The 16,738-nt window shown below is 57.5% G+C and carries 24 protein-coding genes and 1 tRNA gene; 15 read left to right on the top strand and 10 right to left on the bottom strand.

The features are described from left to right. The 4 genes from NL64_RS08935 to NL64_RS08950 are packed head-to-tail and all read left to right on the top strand — an operon-like array spanning position 1 to position 3,435. Positions 1 to 1,020 carry a LacI family DNA-binding transcriptional regulator gene (locus tag NL64_RS08935; protein ID WP_034147776.1) on the top strand — a complete coding sequence of 340 codons (1,020 nt, stop codon included), beginning with the start codon at positions 1 to 3 and terminating at the stop codon, positions 1,018 to 1,020. Between the two features lie 24 nt (positions 1,021 to 1,044). Next, positions 1,045 to 1,962, top strand: a complete 918-nt coding sequence (gene rbsK / locus NL64_RS08940; RefSeq protein ID WP_034147777.1) for a ribokinase — start codon at positions 1,045 to 1,047, stop codon at positions 1,960 to 1,962. Further along, positions 1,959 to 2,363: a D-ribose pyranase gene (gene rbsD, locus NL64_RS08945; RefSeq protein ID WP_034147778.1), complete on the top strand. Its 405-nt coding sequence runs from the start codon at positions 1,959 to 1,961 to the stop codon at positions 2,361 to 2,363. Before rbsK ends, rbsD begins: the two co-directional genes overlap by 4 nt. 43 nt (positions 2,364 to 2,406) lie before the next feature. Beyond that, positions 2,407 to 3,435 (top strand): nucleoside hydrolase, encoded by a 1,029-nt coding sequence (locus NL64_RS08950; protein ID WP_034147779.1) that lies wholly within the window; start codon positions 2,407 to 2,409, stop codon positions 3,433 to 3,435. A gap of 3 nt (positions 3,436 to 3,438) precedes the next feature. On the opposite strand, the gene NL64_RS08955 is transcribed toward NL64_RS08950, so the two are convergent. After that, complete coding sequence (locus tag NL64_RS08955) at positions 3,439 to 3,648, bottom strand: hypothetical protein (RefSeq protein WP_034147780.1); 210 nt, start codon at positions 3,646 to 3,648, stop codon at positions 3,439 to 3,441. Between the two features lie 133 nt (positions 3,649 to 3,781). Between NL64_RS08955 and NL64_RS08960 the strand changes: the two genes are divergently transcribed. After that, positions 3,782 to 4,087: a hypothetical protein gene (locus NL64_RS08960; protein ID WP_034147781.1), complete on the top strand. Its 306-nt coding sequence runs from the start codon at positions 3,782 to 3,784 to the stop codon at positions 4,085 to 4,087. A 167-nt stretch (positions 4,088 to 4,254) separates the two neighbouring features. Continuing rightward, positions 4,255 to 4,575: an I78 family peptidase inhibitor gene (locus tag NL64_RS08965; protein ID WP_034147782.1), complete on the top strand. Its 321-nt coding sequence runs from the start codon at positions 4,255 to 4,257 to the stop codon at positions 4,573 to 4,575. A 71-nt stretch (positions 4,576 to 4,646) separates the two neighbouring features. Here NL64_RS08965 and NL64_RS08970 read toward each other — a convergent pair whose 3' ends face one another. Further along, positions 4,647 to 4,859: a cold-shock protein gene (locus tag NL64_RS08970; protein WP_003179963.1), complete on the bottom strand. Its 213-nt coding sequence runs from the start codon at positions 4,857 to 4,859 to the stop codon at positions 4,647 to 4,649. 291 nt (positions 4,860 to 5,150) lie between these two features. Next, on the bottom strand, positions 5,151 to 5,453 hold the full coding sequence (locus NL64_RS08975) for a hypothetical protein (RefSeq protein ID WP_034147783.1): 303 nt from the start codon (positions 5,451 to 5,453) through the stop codon (positions 5,151 to 5,153). A gap of 373 nt (positions 5,454 to 5,826) precedes the next feature. Here NL64_RS08975 and thrS point away from each other — a divergent pair, with 373 nt between their 5' ends. The 9 genes from thrS (at position 5,827) to NL64_RS09020 (ending at position 13,283) form a co-directional block, all read left to right on the top strand. Then, complete coding sequence (gene thrS / locus NL64_RS08980; RefSeq protein ID WP_034147784.1) at positions 5,827 to 7,749, top strand: threonine--tRNA ligase; 1,923 nt, start codon at positions 5,827 to 5,829, stop codon at positions 7,747 to 7,749. Then, on the top strand, positions 7,749 to 8,300 hold the full coding sequence (infC, locus tag NL64_RS08985) for a translation initiation factor IF-3 (RefSeq protein ID WP_172668659.1): 552 nt from the start codon (positions 7,749 to 7,751) through the stop codon (positions 8,298 to 8,300). Before thrS ends, infC begins: the two co-directional genes overlap by 1 nt. 60 nt (positions 8,301 to 8,360) lie before the next feature. Next, positions 8,361 to 8,555 (top strand): 50S ribosomal protein L35, encoded by a 195-nt coding sequence (gene rpmI, locus NL64_RS08990; protein ID WP_002553160.1) that lies wholly within the window; start codon positions 8,361 to 8,363, stop codon positions 8,553 to 8,555. 28 nt (positions 8,556 to 8,583) lie between these two features. Then, positions 8,584 to 8,940: a 50S ribosomal protein L20 gene (gene rplT / locus NL64_RS08995; protein WP_007905879.1), complete on the top strand. Its 357-nt coding sequence runs from the start codon at positions 8,584 to 8,586 to the stop codon at positions 8,938 to 8,940. 109 nt (positions 8,941 to 9,049) lie between these two features. Next, positions 9,050 to 10,066, top strand: coding sequence for a phenylalanine--tRNA ligase subunit alpha (pheS, locus tag NL64_RS09000; protein WP_034147785.1), 1,017 nt, complete (start codon positions 9,050 to 9,052; stop codon positions 10,064 to 10,066). A gap of 26 nt (positions 10,067 to 10,092) precedes the next feature. After that, positions 10,093 to 12,474 (top strand): phenylalanine--tRNA ligase subunit beta, encoded by a 2,382-nt coding sequence (gene pheT / locus NL64_RS09005; RefSeq protein ID WP_034147786.1) that lies wholly within the window; start codon positions 10,093 to 10,095, stop codon positions 12,472 to 12,474. 3 nt (positions 12,475 to 12,477) lie between these two features. Then, a complete protein-coding gene (gene ihfA, locus NL64_RS09010) occupies positions 12,478 to 12,780 on the top strand; it encodes an integration host factor subunit alpha (protein ID WP_002553164.1) in 303 nt (100 codons plus the stop codon). Continuing rightward, positions 12,761 to 13,117 carry a MerR family transcriptional regulator gene (locus tag NL64_RS09015; RefSeq protein WP_003179985.1) on the top strand — a complete coding sequence of 119 codons (357 nt, stop codon included), beginning with the start codon at positions 12,761 to 12,763 and terminating at the stop codon, positions 13,115 to 13,117. The genes ihfA and NL64_RS09015 overlap by 20 nt, the downstream gene beginning before the upstream one ends. 89 nt (positions 13,118 to 13,206) lie before the next feature. Further along, positions 13,207 to 13,283: transfer RNA gene (locus NL64_RS09020), tRNA-Pro, on the top strand. An 89-nt stretch (positions 13,284 to 13,372) separates the two neighbouring features. Here the strand turns inward: NL64_RS09020 and NL64_RS09025 are convergent. From NL64_RS09025 to NL64_RS09050, 7 genes are all read right to left on the bottom strand, one after another. Continuing rightward, positions 13,373 to 14,485 carry a tyrosine-type recombinase/integrase gene (locus tag NL64_RS09025; protein ID WP_034147787.1) on the bottom strand — a complete coding sequence of 371 codons (1,113 nt, stop codon included), beginning with the start codon at positions 14,483 to 14,485 and terminating at the stop codon, positions 13,373 to 13,375. After that, positions 14,485 to 14,697 carry a hypothetical protein gene (locus NL64_RS09030; RefSeq protein WP_034147788.1) on the bottom strand — a complete coding sequence of 71 codons (213 nt, stop codon included), beginning with the start codon at positions 14,695 to 14,697 and terminating at the stop codon, positions 14,485 to 14,487. The genes NL64_RS09025 and NL64_RS09030 overlap by 1 nt, the downstream gene beginning before the upstream one ends. Positions 14,698 to 14,739: 42 nt before the next feature. Continuing rightward, entirely contained in the window at positions 14,740 to 14,889 is a 150-nt protein-coding gene (locus tag NL64_RS30065; protein ID WP_155292739.1) for a hypothetical protein, read from the bottom strand. Next, a complete protein-coding gene (locus NL64_RS09035; RefSeq protein WP_034147789.1) occupies positions 14,886 to 15,275 on the bottom strand; it encodes a DUF7694 domain-containing protein in 390 nt (129 codons plus the stop codon). Before NL64_RS09035 ends, NL64_RS30065 begins: the two co-directional genes overlap by 4 nt. A gap of 49 nt (positions 15,276 to 15,324) precedes the next feature. Then, the gene (locus NL64_RS09040; RefSeq protein WP_034147790.1) at positions 15,325 to 15,699 is read right to left on the bottom strand and encodes a hypothetical protein; all 375 of its coding nucleotides are present in this window, start codon (positions 15,697 to 15,699) and stop codon (positions 15,325 to 15,327) included. Between the two features lie 73 nt (positions 15,700 to 15,772). Further along, positions 15,773 to 16,057 carry a hypothetical protein gene (locus NL64_RS09045; RefSeq protein WP_034147791.1) on the bottom strand — a complete coding sequence of 95 codons (285 nt, stop codon included), beginning with the start codon at positions 16,055 to 16,057 and terminating at the stop codon, positions 15,773 to 15,775. Then, positions 16,054 to 16,380, bottom strand: a complete 327-nt coding sequence (locus tag NL64_RS09050) for a hypothetical protein (protein WP_034147792.1) — start codon at positions 16,378 to 16,380, stop codon at positions 16,054 to 16,056. The genes NL64_RS09045 and NL64_RS09050 overlap by 4 nt, the downstream gene beginning before the upstream one ends. Positions 16,381 to 16,738: the final 358 nt, after the last annotated feature.

A 16,738-nucleotide genomic window follows, 5' to 3' on the forward strand; every position in this document is an offset into this window, starting at 1 on the left:
ATGGCAACGATCAAGGATGTAGCGGCGCTCGCGGGGATTTCCTACACCACGGTGTCCCACGTGGTAAACAAGACGCGGCCGGTCAGCGAGGAAGTGCGGATCAAGGTCGAGGACGCGATCAAGACCCTCGACTACGTTCCCAGTGCCGTGGCGCGATCCCTCAAGGCCAAAACCACTGCGACCATCGGATTGCTGGTGCCCAATAGCCTCAACCCGTACTTCGCCGAACTGGCCCGAGGCATCGAGGATTACTGCGAACGTAACGGCTACTGCGTGATCCTGTGTAACTCCGATGACAACCCGGACAAGCAGCGCAGCTACCTGCGCGTGCTGCTGGAGAAGCGCATCGACGGGCTGATCGTCGCATCCGCTGGCGGTGATAGCGGGTTGGCGCAAGGTCTGGCGGCTGTGCGTACGCCGATGGTGATTGTCGACCGTGGGCTGGAAGGTGTCGATGCGGATTTGGTGCGTATCGATCACGAATACGGCGCCTACCTGGCGACCCGGCACTTGCTGGAGTTAGGCCATCGGGATATCGCCACGATCAGCGGGCCCGCGACGACCAGCGTGGCGCAGATGCGTCTGGCCGGATTTTGCCGTGCACTGGAAGAGGCGGGTATCGAAGTGCCGCGCGATCGCATGCTGGAAAGCGACTTCACCAGCACCGGCGGTTACAGTGCCGCCGCGACCCTGCTGGAACGCAATCCGCCGAGCGCCATTTTCGCCGCCAACGACATGATCGGCATCGGCGTGCTGCGTGCCGCCGCCGAGCGCCATATTCTTGTACCGACGCAATTGTCGGTGATCGGCTTCGACGACATCCAGATGAGCCGTTACGTCTACCCGGCATTAACCACGGTGGGCCAGTCGATCCTGCAGTTGGGCGAGATGGCGGCGGAAGTCCTGCTACGACGGATTGGCACGCCAGCGTTGGCCACCGAACATCGAATCGTGACCCCCAGCATCGTTTTGCGCGAATCAACCGCGCCGGTGGCCGGTGTGTTTGCCGAATACCGTTGAAATCGAATTTATGAGTAGTGATGTATGCCAGCAAAAGTAGTGGTAATAGGCAGCCTGAACATGGACCTGGTGACCCGGGCGCCACGGCTGCCACGGGGTGGCGAAACGCTGATTGGCGAATCCTTTGCCACGGTCTCGGGCGGCAAGGGTGCGAATCAGGCTGTGGCCGCCGCGCGATTGGGTGCGCAGGTGTCGATGGTGGGTTGCGTGGGCAGCGATGCCTACGGCGAGGCGTTGCGCGGGGCGTTGCTGGCCGAGCAGATTGATTGCCAGGCCGTCAGTATCGTGGACGGTTCCAGCGGTGTGGCGTTGATTGTGGTCGATGACAACAGCCAGAACGCGATCGTGATCGTCGCCGGTGCCAACGGTGCACTGACGCCTGCGGTGATTGGCTGCTTCGATTCAGTCCTGCAGGCAGCCGATGTGATTATCTGTCAGCTGGAAGTCCCGGATGCCGCGGTCGGCCACGCGCTCAAGCGCGGTCGTGAACTGGGCAAAATCGTGATTCTCAACCCGGCGCCGGCCAGTCAGCCGTTGCCGGCGGACTGGTACGCGAACATCGATTACCTGATTCCGAACGAAAGCGAGGCGTCGGCGCTGAGTGGTTTGCCGGTGGATTCTCGACAAACCGCGGAAGCCGCCGCGACCCGTTTAATCGAGATGGGCGCTGGCAAGGTGATCATCACCCTCGGCGCTCAAGGGTCGCTGTTTGCCGATGGCAAAAGTTACGCGCATTTCCCGGCGCCGACCGTTAAAGCGGTAGACACCACGGCGGCCGGCGATACGTTTGTCGGCGGTTTCGCTGCGGCACTGGCGAGTGGCAAAAGCGAAGCCGAAGCCATTCGTTTCGGGCAAATCGCCGCGGCGTTGTCAGTCACCCGCGCAGGTGCACAACCCTCGATTCCAACCTTGTCCGAAGTGCAGGCGTTTAAAACACCATGAAAAAGACACCTTTGCTCAACGTCGCGTTGTCGCGACTCATCGCTTCTTTGGGCCATGGGGACAAAGTGGTCATCGGCGATGCGGGGCTGCCGGTACCGCCGGGCGTTGAATTGATCGACCTGGCCTTGACCCACGGTATTCCGGATTTCGTCAGCACTTTGAAAGTGCTGCTCAGCGAAATGCAGGTCGAAAGCCACGTGCTGGCGCAAGAGATTCTGGAGAAAAAACCTTCGGCATTGGCCGCATTGGAAGAGTTGCAGGCCGAGGGTGCGCTGGGTCAGCGCGAGCTGCTCAGTCATGAACAATTCAAAGTCCTCAGCCGACAGGCTCGGGCAATCGTGCGCACCGGTGAATGTCAGCCGTACTGCAACATCGTGTTGATCGCCGGAGTCACGTTCTGAATCGCTTCTGTCTCACTGTTCTACCCTGCACAAGGAGTGCGCCATGTACCGCTATGCTCAGAAACTGCACCAACTGCTCCGGAGTCTGCTGCTTTTGTCCGTGATGACTGCCACCGGCGCCCAAGCGGCGCAAAAGATCGACCTGATCATCGACACCGACCCCGGCGCCGACGACGTGGTTGCCTTGCTGTTTGCGCTGGCATCGCCGGAAGAACTCAATATTCGCGCGTTGACCACTGTCGCTGGCAATGTGCGTCTGGACAAGACCTCGCGTAACGCACGACTGGTTCGTGAGTGGGCAGGGCGCGAGGAGGTGCCGGTCTACGCCGGTGCGCCGAGGCCACTGACGCGCACGCCGATTTATGCCGAGGACATCCACGGCGAAGAAGGTCTTTCAGGCGTTGCTGTGTATGAACCGAAGAAAGGTTTGGCCGAGGGCAGCGCGATCGATTACTTGATCGACACGCTGAAGGCCGCCAAGCCCCACAGCATCACCATTGCCATGTTGGGGCCGCAGACCAACCTGGCGCTGGCGTTGAATCAGGAGCCGGACATCGTTCAAGGCATCAAGGAAGTCGTGGTCATGGGCGGCGCGCACTTCAATGGCGGCAACATCACGCCGGTGGCGGAATTCAACCTGTTCGCCGATCCGCAGGCTGCTGAAGTGGTACTTAACAGCGGTGTGAAACTGACCTACCTGCCGCTGGACGTGACCCACAAAATCCTCACCAGTGACGCTCGCCTGAAGCAGATTGCTGCACTCGACAACAACGCCAGCAAACTGGTGGGCAGCATTCTGAATGAGTACATCAAGGGTGATATGGAGCACTACGGCATTTCGGGTGGTCCGGTGCATGACGCTACCGTCATTGCCTACCTGCTCAAGCCGCAGTTGTTCAGCGGTCGTTCGGTCGGCGTGGTGGTCGACAGTCGCGAAGGCCCGACCTTTGGTCAAACCATTGTCGACTGGTATGACCGCCTCAAGGCTCCGAAGAATGCCTTTTGGGTTGAAAGCGGCGATGCTCAGGGTTTCTTCGATCTGCTCACCGAACGGCTGTCGCGCCTGAAGTAAGGCTTACGCACGTTCCGATTGCCCGGCGACGTGATTGTTCGGGTGTCTCGCAAAAATCTGCTTGATGAAGGACTGGGCCGCTTCAGTGCCCAGTTCCTTGACCAATAAGTCGATACTGATGATTGCGAGCTCTTCCGGACTGCCGGGGCTATAAGAGCTGTGGCCCTCTGACCACTTGGCTTTGATGTCGGCGTCGATAATTACTGTGGTCATGGTGCGCTCGTGCAGTCGGGGGGAAGTCTGAATGCCGAGTTAACCATTTCATGGGCCTTTTGGCACTCCGACTTAGGCATGATTGGAGGGCTATGCGACACTTGGTCTTTGATGGCTTTTCAAGGACTGCGCTGTGCAGATCGATTTGAACACACCTGATGGCTTGACCCTTGAGGCCGTGCGTCAACTGCTGGCCGCCGCCAGTGACAGTGAGCACACCCAGTTGCGGGTGACCAAGGGCGGTATCGCCTATATTTCATCGGGCGTCGTGGGCGGCACCGACATCGACGGCTTGCTGTTTCGCCTGGAGACTTGGGCCAAGGGTTCCGGCTACGTCGGGCGGGTGGCCGCGAGTGACGAGGTCTGGGTCATGCAGATCTTCAACGCGCTGAAGCAGAACTGGCCGAAGCCGGCTTTCGACTACATTGACATCTATTGAGTGCGGCTCATATTCAGTCACGATTGAAGTGTGAAGGGCGGGGCGATACTCAGGCAAACTTGCCGTTTGCCCGCAGCGACGTCCAGGTTGCCAGAACGCACTGTGAAACCAAACGCCGGATTGGCGGTCGCACGATTTCAGCTTAACTATCGAAAAAAGGAGGCTTCATGCCTTGGAAGCTCGCGTCATTGGGTACTTTGATGGCTCTTGCCACGCTGGCCGGTTGCAGCACTGGGTCAACCGAGTCGGCAACTGACCCTGTAACGACGACTGACACAGGTCACAGCCGTTGCGAGGCCAAAGCGGCCGAATTCGCCATTGGCAAACAGGCTTCGCCTGAACTGCTGGAGCAGGCGCGTACGCGCGCTGGCGCGCAAAACGCACGGTTCCTTCAGCCAAATGACATGGTGACGCTGGAATATCGCTCCGATCGCCTTAATCTGAACACGGACGCCAATCGGGTCGTCGTTCGCGTCAACTGCGGCTGATTGCTCGGGCTTTTGTGTTACCCATAAAAAACCCCGTCACATGGACGGGGTTTTTTTAGTGCGCCTGGAAATTACTCTGGGCGAACTTGAGCAGCTTGCATACCCTTTTGGCCTTTCTCAGCCACGAAGGAAACGGTTTGGCCTTCTTTCAGGCTTTTGAAACCGTCGCTTTCGATAGCTTTGAAGTGTACGAACAGGTCGTCACCGCCACCTTGAGGAGTGATGAAGCCGAAGCCTTTTTCATCGTTGAACCATTTAACGGTGCCGGTTTGGCGATTAGACATGGTGTATCTCCAAGAAACATATATTTTCAGTAGTACTGTGCTGCTCAGGCCAACTGGGCACACCCGGGTATCATAGTCGAAATGTTCGCTTTGGGAGCCCCCCGCAGGTGCTGTTTGCCCTACAGTCGCACATTCTTTGTTGCCCGATATGGCTGAAAGCCCCGTTTTAAAAGGCTTTCAGCCGAAAGTAAAGACAATAAAAAAAGCTGTAAAACCTGCATAAATTGTACGAAAGGGCCTGATTGGGCGTCTTTTTATCGGCAAATCATGGTCCGACAGCACTGGGATGGGTTATTTCGCCTCTTTATTGGAGGCCTTGCATTTTGCAATTTTGCCCAGGGCCTCTTTCTTTAATGCGTCACTTGCAGTGTTGTTCATCAAAGCCGAAATATCGCCGGCCGGGTACGACTTGATAGCGTCGGCGCCACAGGCACAGTGGGATTTCGCGGCTGGCGTGCCAATCTTCTCCGCGGCCGCAGGAACGCACTGAGCCATGTACTTCTCTCGCTCGCCTTTAGGCCATTCTGCATGAGCGGCCAGTGGCAGCAGGAGAACGATAGGTGCGACTACAGCGAACAAACGATTCAGACGCATGCCGGGATGCTCCTTGTGGGTGAATGTCTTGTTATCTGAGGGGGAAGCGGGGATCAAGTTCAGCACTCTGGCATAAAAACGCCAGATTTGCCCCGTTACAAACCCTCTGCACCGCGACGACCGTTCATCTGTGCTAGCATGCCCCGCTCAGGCTTTTGCAGGCTTCGGTCGACCTTCAGTCCCGGATGCGGCAACTGCCCGAATAACCCTGATTTGAATCCCAGTCACTCTGGTTCGGTTTTCCGGTTGGCCGCAAGGCTCCTGCCGCTGTAAGGCAGGCGTTCGTCATTGAATGGCCTGGATCGGATCTTGTACTGGCTCATCCCAACCCACGTGACCTTTGGTAGGGGTCACCACTAGGAGAGGAGGCGCCATGCCAACTATTACTCTTCCCGACGGCAGTCAACGTTCATTCGATCACCCGGTTTCCATTGCCGAGGTCGCCGCATCCATTGGTGCAGGTCTGGCCAAAGCCACTGTGGCCGGCAAGGTCAATGGCAAGCTGGCTGATGCCAGCGACATCATCGACAGCGACGTTACGCTGCAAATCATTACGCCAAAGGATGAAGAGGGGCTGGAGATCATTCGCCACTCTTGCGCCCACCTGGTTGGCCATGCAGTAAAGCAGTTGTACCCGACGGCCAAAATGGTCATCGGTCCGGTCATCGACGAAGGCTTCTATTACGACATCGCCTTCGAGCGTCCTTTCACTCCGGACGATCTGGCGGCTATCGAGCAGCGCATGCAGCAGCTGATCGAGAAAGATTACGATGTGATCAAGAAGGTCACTCCGCGTGCCGAAGTGATCGAAGTGTTCAAGGCTCGCGGCGAAGACTACAAGTTGCGCCTGGTCGAGGACATGCCGAACGAGCAGGCCATGGGCCTGTATTATCACGAAGAATACGTCGACATGTGCCGCGGCCCGCACGTGCCGAACACCCGCTTCCTGAAATCCTTCAAGCTGACCAAGTTGTCCGGCGCGTACTGGCGCGGCGACGCCAAGAATGAGCAATTGCAGCGCGTTTACGGCACCGCTTGGGCCGACAAGAAGCAGCTGGCTGCTTACATCCAGCGTATTGAAGAAGCCGAGAAGCGCGATCACCGCAAGATCGGCAAGCGCCTTGGCCTGTTCCACACCCAGGAAGAGTCGCCGGGCATGGTGTTCTGGCATCCGAACGGCTGGACTCTGTACCAGGTGCTTGAGCAATACATGCGCAAGGTTCAACGCGACAACGGCTACCTGGAGATCAAGACTCCTCAAGTCGTTGACCGTAGCCTATGGGAGAAATCCGGGCACTGGGCCAACTACGCCGACAACATGTTCACCACTCAGTCGGAAAATCGCGACTACGCCATCAAGCCAATGAACTGCCCTTGCCACGTGCAGGTGTTCAACCAGGGCCTGAAAAGCTACCGCGAGTTGCCAATGCGACTGGCCGAGTTCGGTGCCTGTCACCGTAACGAGCCATCGGGTGCATTGCACGGCATCATGCGTGTGCGTGCGTTCACTCAGGACGATGCCCACATCTTCTGCACTGAAGAGCAGATGCAGGCCGAATCCGCCGCGTTCATCAAGCTGACCATGGACGTTTATGCCGACTTCGGCTTTAAAGACGTCGAAATGAAGCTGTCCACTCGTCCGGAAAAACGCGTCGGTTCCGACGAATTGTGGGATCGCGCTGAAGCCGCATTGGCCGCAGCCCTTGATAGCGCAGGCCTGCCGTACGATTTGCAGCCGGGCGAAGGCGCGTTCTACGGTCCGAAGATCGAGTTCTCGCTGAAAGATTGCCTCGGTCGGGTCTGGCAGTGTGGTACCCTGCAGCTCGATTTTAACCTGCCTGTCCGTCTGGGAGCCGAATACGTCTCCGAAGACAACAGTCGCAAGCACCCGGTGATGTTGCACCGGGCGATCCTGGGCTCCTTCGAACGTTTCGTCGGGATTCTGATCGAGCACTACGAGGGTGCATTCCCGGCGTGGCTGGCTCCGACCCAGGCAGTGGTGATGAATATCACTGATAAACAGGCAGATTTTGCCGCTGAGGTTGAAAAAACTCTCAACGAAAGCGGATTTCGTGCCAAGTCTGACTTGAGAAATGAAAAGATCGGCTTTAAAATCCGCGAGCATACTTTGCTCAAGGTTCCCTATCTCTTGGTTATCGGAGATCGGGAAGTCGAGATGCAGACTGTCGCTGTGCGTACTCGTGAAGGTGCTGACCTGGGCTCGATGCCCGTCGCCCAGTTCGCTGAGTTTCTCGCGCAAGCGGTTTCCCGGCGTGGTCGCCCAGATTCGGAGTAATTATTATTAAGCGTGAAATGAGACAAGATAAACGAGCTGCACCGAAGGCCCCGATCAACGAGAATATCTCGGCACGCGAGGTTCGGTTAATTGGTGCTGAAGGTGAACAGCTTGGGATTGTGTCAATTGAAGACGCGCTTCTTAAGGCTGAAGAGGCCAAGCTGGATCTGGTGGAGATTTCCGCCGATGCAGTACCACCTGTTTGCAAACTGATGGACTACGGCAAATCGATCTTCGAAAAGAAGAAACAGGTTGCTGCGGCCAAGAAAAACCAGAAGCAGATTCAGGTCAAAGAAATCAAGTTTCGTCCAGGGACGGAGGAAGGGGATTACCAGGTAAAACTGCGCAACCTGGTACGTTTCCTGAGTGACGGGGACAGGGCCAAGGTATCCTTGCGATTCCGCGGCCGTGAGATGGCCCACCAGGAGCTGGGGATGGAACTCCTCAAGCGAGTTGAAGGTGACTTGCTCGAGTACGGTTCGGTCGAACAGCATCCTAAGATGGAAGGACGCCAGCTGATCATGGTCATCGCCCCGAAAAAGAAGAAGTAATCAACAGGGCACGGCAGGCCTTCTGATTATGTTTATCAACTGAATGCGGAGTATCCGAACATGCCAAAAATGAAGACCAAAAGTGGTGCTGCTAAGCGGTTTCTGAAAACTGCTAACGGTATCAAGCACAAGCACGCTTTCAAGAGCCACATCCTGACCAAAATGTCGACCAAGCGTAAGCGTCAACTGCGCGGTAGCAGCTTGCTGCATCCGTCTGACGTGGCAAAAGTCGAGCGCATGCTGCGCCTTCGTTAATTTTAGTCAAGAATAGAGGAAGTAACTCATGGCTCGTGTAAAGCGTGGCGTCATTGCCCGTAAACGTCACAAAAAAATTCTGAAACTTGCTAAAGGCTACTACGGCGCTCGCTCGCGCGTATTCCGTGTTGCCAAGCAAGCGGTAATCAAGGCAGGCCAATACGCCTACCGTGACCGTCGTCAGAAAAAACGTCAGTTCCGCGCTCTGTGGATCGCTCGTATCAATGCTGGTGCACGTATCAACGGTCTGTCCTACAGCCGTTTCATCGCCGGCCTGAAAAAAGCGTCCATCGAGATCGACCGTAAGGTTCTGGCTGATCTGGCAGTGAACGAAAAAGCGGCGTTTGCTGCGATTGTCGAGAAAGCTAAAGCCACCTTGGCTTAAGTACCCCCGACAGTCACCCGGCCTCACCTTCGTGGGGCCAGGTGTTAAACGTCATAAATAGGGGAAGAGCCTTCAAGCTCTTCCCCTATTTTGTATCTGGAGTCTGTACATGGAAAACCTGGATGCGCTCGTCTCGCAAGCTCTAGAGGCTGTGCAAAGCGCTGAAGATATCAATGCCCTGGAGCAAATCCGGGTTCACTACCTTGGCAAGAAGGGTGAATTGACTCAGGTGATGAAGACCCTGGGGAATTTGCCGGCAGAAGAGCGTCCGCAAGTCGGTGCGCTGATCAACGTTGCCAAGGAGCGTGTCACAGACGTTCTCAATGCGCGCAAGGCATTGTTTGAAGAGGCCGACCTGGCCGCCAAACTCGCTGCCGAGTTCATTGACGTGACCCTGCCTGGCCGTGGTCAGACCTCCGGTGGTCTGCACCCGGTTACCCGCACTCTGGAACGCATCGAGCAGTTCTTCACCCACATTGGCTACGGCATTGCCGAAGGCCCTGAGGTCGAAGACGATTATCACAACTTCGAAGCGCTCAACATCCCAGGTCATCACCCGGCCCGGTCGATGCATGACACCTTCTATTTCAACGCCAACATGTTGCTGCGCACCCATACCTCACCGGTACAGGTCCGCACCATGGAGTCGAAACAGCCGCCGATCCGCATCGTCTGCCCAGGCCGTGTGTACCGTAGCGACTCGGATATCACCCACTCGCCGATGTTCCACCAGGTCGAAGGCCTGCTGGTCGATCGCGACATCAATTTCGCCGACCTCAAAGGCACCATCGAAGAATTCCTGCGGGTGTTCTTCGAGAAAGAACTGGCCGTGCGTTTCCGTCCTTCGTACTTCCCGTTCACCGAGCCATCCGCTGAAGTCGACATGGAATGCGTGATGTGCAGCGGTAAGGGCTGCCGCGTCTGCAAGCAAACCGGCTGGCTGGAAGTCATGGGCTGCGGCATGGTTCACCCGAACGTGCTGCGCATGTCCGGGATCGACCCGGAAGAATTCTCGGGCTTTGCCTTCGGCATGGGCGTTGAGCGTCTGGCCATGCTGCGTTACGGCGTGAACGACTTGCGTCTGTTCTTCGACAACGACTTGCGGTTCCTCGCGCAATTTCGCTAGTCGTAACGAATTTTTAGGAGAGCAGGATGAAATTCAGTGAACAATGGCTGCGCGGCTGGGTAAGCCCGCAGGTAAGTCGCGATGAGCTGGTTGCTCGTCTGTCGATGGCCGGTCTTGAGGTCGATAGCGTTACGCCGGCCGCCGGTGTATTCAGCGGCGTGATCGTGGGCGAGGTGCTGAGCACCGAGCAGCACCCGGACGCCGACAAGTTGCGCGTGTGCCAGGTCAGCAATGGCTCGGAAACCTTCCAGGTAGTCTGCGGCGCACCAAACGTGCGCCCGGGCCTGAAGATTCCGTTCGCCACCATCGGTGCCGAACTGCCGGGCGACTTCAAGATCAAGAAAGCCAAGCTGCGTGGCGTTGAATCCAACGGCATGCTGTGTTCGCAAGCCGAGCTACAAATCGGTGAAGGCAACGACGGCCTGATGGAATTGCCGGCCGATGCGCCAGTGGGTCAGGATATTCGTGAATACCTGAACCTGGAAGACGCCAGCATCGAAGTCGATCTGACCCCGAACCGCGGTGACTGCCTGTCTTTGGCTGGCCTGGCCCGTGAAGTCGGCGCGTTGTATGCCGCTCCCGTCACGCGTCCGGTAGTTTCTTCCGTTCCAGCCACGCACGATGAAGTGCGCTCGGTTGAGGTGCTGGCGCCTGCTGCCTGCCCGCGTTACCTGGGTCGTGTGATCCGCAACGTCGACCTGTCCAAGCCTACGCCGCTGTGGATGGTAGAGCGCCTGCGTCGTGCCGATGTGCGCAGCATCGATGCTGCCGTCGACATCACCAACTACGTGATGCTGGAGCTGGGCCAACCGCTGCACGCTTTCGATCTTGCCGAAATCAATGGCGGCATCCGCGTGCGCATGGCTGAAGAAGGCGAGAAGCTGGTGCTGCTCGATGGTCAGGAAGTCAGCCTGCGTAGCGATACGCTGGTGATCGCCGACCACACCCGCGCGTTGGCTATTGCCGGCGTCATGGGTGGCGAGCACAGCGGCGTCAATACCGCGACCACTCGCGATGTTTTCCTGGAAAGTGCGTTCTTCGATCAAATCGCTGTTGCCGGCAAGGCCCGTTCCTATGGCCTGCACACTGATGCCTCGCACCGCTACGAGCGTGGCGTGGACTGGCAACTGGCCCGTGAAGCCATGGAGCGCGCCACTGGCCTGCTGCTGGAAATCACTGGTGGCGAAGCCGGCCCAATCATCGAAACCGTGAACGAACAGCACTTGCCGTCGATCGCGCCGGTGACCCTGCGCGCTCAACGCATCACCCAGATGCTGGGCATGGAAATGGACTCGGCTGAAGTTGAGCGTCTGCTCAGCGGTCTCGGCCTGACCATTACCGCTGACGGGGCGGGGCAGTGGCGCGTAGAAGTGCCAAGCCACCGCTTCGACATCAGCCTGGAAGTCGATCTGATCGAAGAATTGGCGCGTCTGTACGGCTACAACCGTCTGCCGGTTCGTTACCCGCAAGCGCGTCTGGCGCCACAAGCCAAGGCAGAAGCGCGTAGCGACCTGCCGGAACTGCGTCGTCTGTTGGTCGCCCGTGGTTATCAGGAAGCGATCACCTACAGCTTCATCGATCCGAAACAGTTCGAGTTGTTTAATCCGGGTGTAGAGCCGTTGCTGCTGGCCAATCCGATTTCCAACGACATGGCTGCCATGCGTTCGTCGCTGTGGCCCGGTCTGGTCAAGGCGCTTCAGCACAACCTGAACCGTCAACAGGACCGCGTGCGTCTGTTCGAAAGCGGTCTGCGTTTCGTCGGCCAACTCGATGGCCTGAAACAAGAGCCGATGCTGGCCGGTGTGGTTTGCGGTAGCCGTCTGCCGGAAGGCTGGGCGCAGGGTCGCGACACCGTAGACTTCTTCGACATCAAGGCTGACGTGGAAGCGGTGCTGGGCTTCGCCGGTGCGCTGGATGCATTCACGTTTGTACCGGGCAAACACCCGGCGTTGCACCCGGGTCAAACCGCGCGCATCGAACGCGAAGGTCGTCTGGTGGGCTTCATCGGCGCTATCCATCCTGAATTGTCGAAAAACCTGGGTCTGGATCGTCCGGTGTTTGTTTTCGAGATGGTTCTGGCAGAAGTGGCATCGGGCAAAATGCCTAAATTCCACGAGTTATCGCGCTTCCCTGAAGTACGTCGTGACCTTGCACTGATTGCGCACACAGACGTTGCAGCTACGGCTGTACTGGACGTAATCCGTGAAAATGCAGGCGAATGGCTGACAGACCTCAGGCTATTTGACGTGTATCAGGGTAAAGGCATTGATCCTGATAGAAAAAGCCTCGCAGTCGGCTTGACCTGGCAGCATCCATCGCGCACTCTTAATGACGATGAGGTGAATAATGCGACGCAAAACATCCTCACCTCGCTCGAACAAAGGTTGAACGCCACGTTAAGGAAGTGACGTATGGGGGCTTTGACGAAAGCTGAGATGGCGGAACGTCTGTATGAAGAGCTGGGCCTGAACAAGCGGGAAGCCAAGGAATTGGTTGAACTGTTTTTCGAGGAAATCAGACACGCTCTTGAAGACAACGAACAAGTCAAATTGTCCGGTTTCGGCAATTTCGACCTTCGGGACAAACGCCAGCGGCCTGGCCGCAATCCGAAAACGGGAGAAGAAATCCCGATCACGGCTCGCCGTGTGGTCACCTTTCGTCCAGGGCAGAAGTTGAAGGCCCGAGTTGAGGCTTATGCTGGAACCAAGTCATAACGACGAGCTACCCGTCATCCCAGGCAAACGCTACTTCACCATTGGTGAAGTTAGCGAGCTGTGTGCAGTAAAACCACACGTGCTGCGCTACTGGGAGCAGGAGTTTCCTCAACTCAACCCCGTCAAACGCCGCGGAAACCGCCGGTATTATCAGCGCCAGGATGTGCTGATGATCCGGCAGATCCGCGCGCTTCTTTACGATCAAGGGTTCACCATCGGCGGCGCGCGCCTGCGTTTGTCCGGTGATGAAGCCAAAGACGACACAACCCAATACAAGCAAATGATTCGCCAGATGATCGCTGAGCTCGAAGATGTTCTGGTAGTTCTCAAGAAATAAAAACCTGCTTTTAAATACTTCCAGTTTTCAAAAGCTTGCGATATATTCTTGAGCGTTCCTCGAGATGAGGAACAGGTTTCACGCCTAGTCGGGGCGTAGCGCAGTCCGGTAGCGCACTAGCATGGGGTGCTAGGGGTCGAGTGTTCGAATCACTCCGTCCCGACCATTATTCCTGAGTAAAATCAGACACTTAAGCCGATCAACTAGATCGGCTTTTTTGTGTCTGCGCAAAACCCGCGCAAAACTGGCGCAAAACTACCCGGTGATTTCGCTGATATTCAGGTCCGGGATTGCCTCTGACCAGACGATTTCGGCATGGTCGCGCTGGTAGTTTTTGGTCATGCTCTCGCTGGCGTGCCCGGCGATCTTCTGCCCATCCTTTCCGGCTTTTTGATACAGGTGCAGCGACAGTGCTCGCACTTCGTGAAAGCCCGGCATTTCCTCTTCCTTCCACCCTTTGTAACAACCCGCCGATTCCCGAGCCTCCTTGAAGGCCCGCGTCAAATAACGTTCTTCGACCTGCGTCCAGTGATCCTTCGTCTGCGCCTGCTTCTGCTTTTTGCGATCGGGCCGGCGGTGAATGAGGTAAGGCGAGACGATGTCATCCCTGCATCGGCTGATCACAGCCTGGAGTTCTTCGGTCACCTTGAACCGGATCCACGCCGCGTCACTGGCCTTTGCTGTCTTCTGCTGCACCACATACAAAAAACCTTCTCGAACACCATCGAACCGCATATTCAAGATGTCCGTCCGGCGCTGCGCGGTGATAAGTGCCAGGTCGATAGCGTTCTGCAGCCAGAACGGAGACTTCTCTCGGATGGCTTTCAGACCTTCGACTGTGTGCCGCTTGCGCTGCTTCTTCTCGATTCGGTTGATGGTGCTGGCCGCCGGGTTGTCCGGGCACAGGCCTTTGGCCGCTGCGTGGTTGAAGATGTCGATCAGCAGGGCGCGGCACTGGTTGGCAGTGCGCGGAGTGAGTGCGTCCAGCATCTCCGCGATCATGCGGATCGTGATCTGGTCGACCGCTTTGCCATCGAACTGTTTCCGGAAACGGCGGAAGTGCACGGCGTACAGGCCCAAGGTCCCTTTTGCCAGTTCCCTTGGCGGCAGTACGTCGCGTTCGTATGCGTCCAGGAAGCCGGCGAACGATTCCGATATGCTGCCCATCACGGCGCCGACCAAGTCCGCGCCGCGCATGAACTCCAGATTCAACTGCTTCGCGGCATCGATCGCTTTGATCCGGTCAGAGCCGAACTGGAACCACTTACCGTCGGTTGGCCGGCGGTAGCGATAGGTCGAGCGCCGCGAATCAAAGTACAGGTTCTGCGGGAGGCTCTTGTTCGCCTTGTTGCGCGGCCGTGGGACCATCATGCAGCTCCTTTCAATACCATCGCGACCAGATCATTGCCGTCTGACCGGCTGAACGCTGTCCAATCAACGTACCAGAGTTTGCCGATCTGCTCGCCGGGCACTTGCCCATTGCGGATGTGGTTGCGGATCGCTTGCGGGCACTGCGGGGTGCCGTTTTCCCCCCAGCGACGGCGCTGGAATTCACTGATTTTGATCAGCTCTTTTTTCATGTGATGCTCCATGCCGCGCGTGGCGGCAGAAGGTGGATAGGGTTACTTGCGGCGCTGGAAGTCAGTGCAGCGGACGATCACGGTCTGAGCGCCCCGGGCGAGCGCCGGCATGGTGCTGAAGGGAAGGTGGCTGCAATTGCGGTGGGCGTGCACGCAGCTGGCGCACAACCCACCTTTGGGTTGGTGGGTCATGGCTTCCTCCACTTGAAAGGCAAGTCCGTCGGCGGGAAGAACAAGTGGCGCATGTTTGCGACGTTCACGATGTCGCGATCAGCCGGGAAGACCTCGATGGCATCCCGATCGCCTCGACCGCATTCGCGTTTCAGGCGCATCAGTTCGTCCCACGTCACCTGATCGACCCAACTGTCACCGTTATGAGCCGAGCGGCAGACGCTCATGCGCTGGTATTCGTTCGGCTCGGTGTAGATCTGCACCAGGAAGTGCCGCGACCGCCAAACCTCGACCAGGTCGGGCGGCCTGAAGTTCTCCCATTGATCGGCGGGAACCTGCTGCAGGTAGGGCGGCAGTTTGGCGTTTTCTTTCTCCAGCATGCGGCGCTGTTGTCTGGATGGAGTCATCACCGCGGCCCCTTGTAGCAGTACACGTAGGCGAACCAGGCGAGGGCGATCATAGTAGGTGCGCTCCTGCTTCGAGTAGGCCGTCGCGGTCTTCGCGCAGGTTGTCGCGCTCATGCCTGAGTTCGTCGCGCTCCCTGACCAAAGCCTTGATGGCGGTCGAGATATTCCGGTGGCCGAGGGTGATGGTGATGGCCTGTGCTTCGTCGAACAGCTTGACCTTTTGGTCTCGGTCGTCCGCTGCTCGCGCGGCCAGCTCCTTTTCGTGGATCTTGAGGCAACGCTTGCAGGTGACGTGGCGCCAGTCATTAGTGAGCTGCTCGTCGGTCATTACGCCATCGGTGCCGCAGTAAACGTGTTCTGGCGGATCCTGATCGGCCTCGGTGCCGCCATCCCACGGGTACAAGTGAATCGCTCGCTTGCTCATCCGATCACCGCCTTTATGGTCAGTACCAATGGAAGCCAGAAGAAGAGGGCGCAGCCGGCCATGCTGGTGAGGATCATGGCTGCACTCCGTTGTACCGCTCCCAGCCCTCGCCATATTCGAAGCAGTACGTCGCTGGCCAACTACCGCGAGTACCTTCCGGGACGAAGTGGAACCAGCTGTCATACGTACCGTGCGCCGGCGTTGTTTTGCACCACACGTGAATCGGGCCACCGAGTTGCCATCGAGGCCTTTCCTTCACCGCCTCGGCCATGAACTGTTCCAGATCGTGATGGCCGCGGCTCATGACGATGTAGGTATCCTCACCGACTGATTCGATATCGAGGGGGTAGGCCTTCATGGAGTTACCTCGCGGCGTGCCCACCAGCAGACCGGGCCATCGTCGGTGTCGTGAATCGCCAAGCAGAACCATCCTTCGCCATCAGGACGCTCAGGCTCCCAGTAACTGAAGTCCGGGTCGCCGGCTTCGAAGTAGCGATCGGCAACTGCCTCTTCGGCGTATTCGAGGCGCACTTGGGTAACGGTCAAACCCTGCTCCGCTACCCAGGCCTTGCACTTGTCGCCGTCACCCTCGTCGAAGTCGGGCATGTCCGGATGTTGGAACGAGCCCATTTCGTCGCGCACGACCGGGGCTGGCTGGATCAATTTGATTTCTTCAGGCATGACTTCGTCCTTGCCGCTATAGCGGATGACTTTGAAGGGGAGGGGGTAACCGCTTATCGGGCGGCGTTGGTGAGTCGATGCATGTTTGTCACAGCAACGGCGGTCTACTACATTTGAGCAAACAGTCTAAAAGGGGCAGTTCATGACTTGTTTGATTTGTGGTGAGCCTGCAGTGTCAGTTAATGCTGACGACTATTTGGAAAGGGTTTGCCTAAAGTGTGGACAATACAGAGTCACCGGTGCGGCGCTTCTGCTGATGAAAGCCTACAACTGGCGATTCGACCTAGAGCTGGTTCGGAGGTGGATCTCCGAGAGCCAGGAAGCCGGACTTATCCCAACGATCGATTCGCACCAGGCA

It is taken from the genome of Pseudomonas fluorescens (assembly GCF_000802965.1).
Lineage (GTDB): Bacteria > Pseudomonadota > Gammaproteobacteria > Pseudomonadales > Pseudomonadaceae > Aquipseudomonas > Aquipseudomonas fluorescens_A.

Coding starts and splice junctions, on each gene's coding strand:
- NL64_RS08935 (WP_034147776.1), top strand. CDS start 1: ATGGCAACGATCAAGGATGTAGCGGCGCTCGCGGGGATTTCCTACACC.
- rbsK (WP_034147777.1), top strand. CDS start 1,045: ATGCCAGCAAAAGTAGTGGTAATAGGCAGCCTGAACATGGACCTGGTG.
- rbsD (WP_034147778.1), top strand. CDS start 1,959: ATGAAAAAGACACCTTTGCTCAACGTCGCGTTGTCGCGACTCATCGCT.
- NL64_RS08950 (WP_034147779.1), top strand. CDS start 2,407: ATGTACCGCTATGCTCAGAAACTGCACCAACTGCTCCGGAGTCTGCTG.
- NL64_RS08955 (WP_034147780.1), bottom strand. CDS start 3,648: ATGACCACAGTAATTATCGACGCCGACATCAAAGCCAAGTGGTCAGAG.
- NL64_RS08965 (WP_034147782.1), top strand. CDS start 4,255: ATGCCTTGGAAGCTCGCGTCATTGGGTACTTTGATGGCTCTTGCCACG.
- NL64_RS08970 (WP_003179963.1), bottom strand. CDS start 4,859: ATGTCTAATCGCCAAACCGGCACCGTTAAATGGTTCAACGATGAAAAA.
- NL64_RS08975 (WP_034147783.1), bottom strand. CDS start 5,453: ATGCGTCTGAATCGTTTGTTCGCTGTAGTCGCACCTATCGTTCTCCTG.
- thrS (WP_034147784.1), top strand. CDS start 5,827: ATGCCAACTATTACTCTTCCCGACGGCAGTCAACGTTCATTCGATCAC.
- rpmI (WP_002553160.1), top strand. CDS start 8,361: ATGCCAAAAATGAAGACCAAAAGTGGTGCTGCTAAGCGGTTTCTGAAA.
- rplT (WP_007905879.1), top strand. CDS start 8,584: ATGGCTCGTGTAAAGCGTGGCGTCATTGCCCGTAAACGTCACAAAAAA.
- pheS (WP_034147785.1), top strand. CDS start 9,050: ATGGAAAACCTGGATGCGCTCGTCTCGCAAGCTCTAGAGGCTGTGCAA.
- pheT (WP_034147786.1), top strand. CDS start 10,093: ATGAAATTCAGTGAACAATGGCTGCGCGGCTGGGTAAGCCCGCAGGTA.
- ihfA (WP_002553164.1), top strand. CDS start 12,478: ATGGGGGCTTTGACGAAAGCTGAGATGGCGGAACGTCTGTATGAAGAG.
- NL64_RS09015 (WP_003179985.1), top strand. CDS start 12,761: ATGCTGGAACCAAGTCATAACGACGAGCTACCCGTCATCCCAGGCAAA.
- NL64_RS09025 (WP_034147787.1), bottom strand. CDS start 14,485: ATGGTCCCACGGCCGCGCAACAAGGCGAACAAGAGCCTCCCGCAGAAC.
- NL64_RS09030 (WP_034147788.1), bottom strand. CDS start 14,697: ATGAAAAAAGAGCTGATCAAAATCAGTGAATTCCAGCGCCGTCGCTGG.
- NL64_RS30065 (WP_155292739.1), bottom strand. CDS start 14,889: ATGACCCACCAACCCAAAGGTGGGTTGTGCGCCAGCTGCGTGCACGCC.
- NL64_RS09035 (WP_034147789.1), bottom strand. CDS start 15,275: ATGACTCCATCCAGACAACAGCGCCGCATGCTGGAGAAAGAAAACGCC.
- NL64_RS09040 (WP_034147790.1), bottom strand. CDS start 15,699: ATGAGCAAGCGAGCGATTCACTTGTACCCGTGGGATGGCGGCACCGAG.
- NL64_RS09045 (WP_034147791.1), bottom strand. CDS start 16,057: ATGAAGGCCTACCCCCTCGATATCGAATCAGTCGGTGAGGATACCTAC.
- NL64_RS09050 (WP_034147792.1), bottom strand. CDS start 16,380: ATGCCTGAAGAAATCAAATTGATCCAGCCAGCCCCGGTCGTGCGCGAC.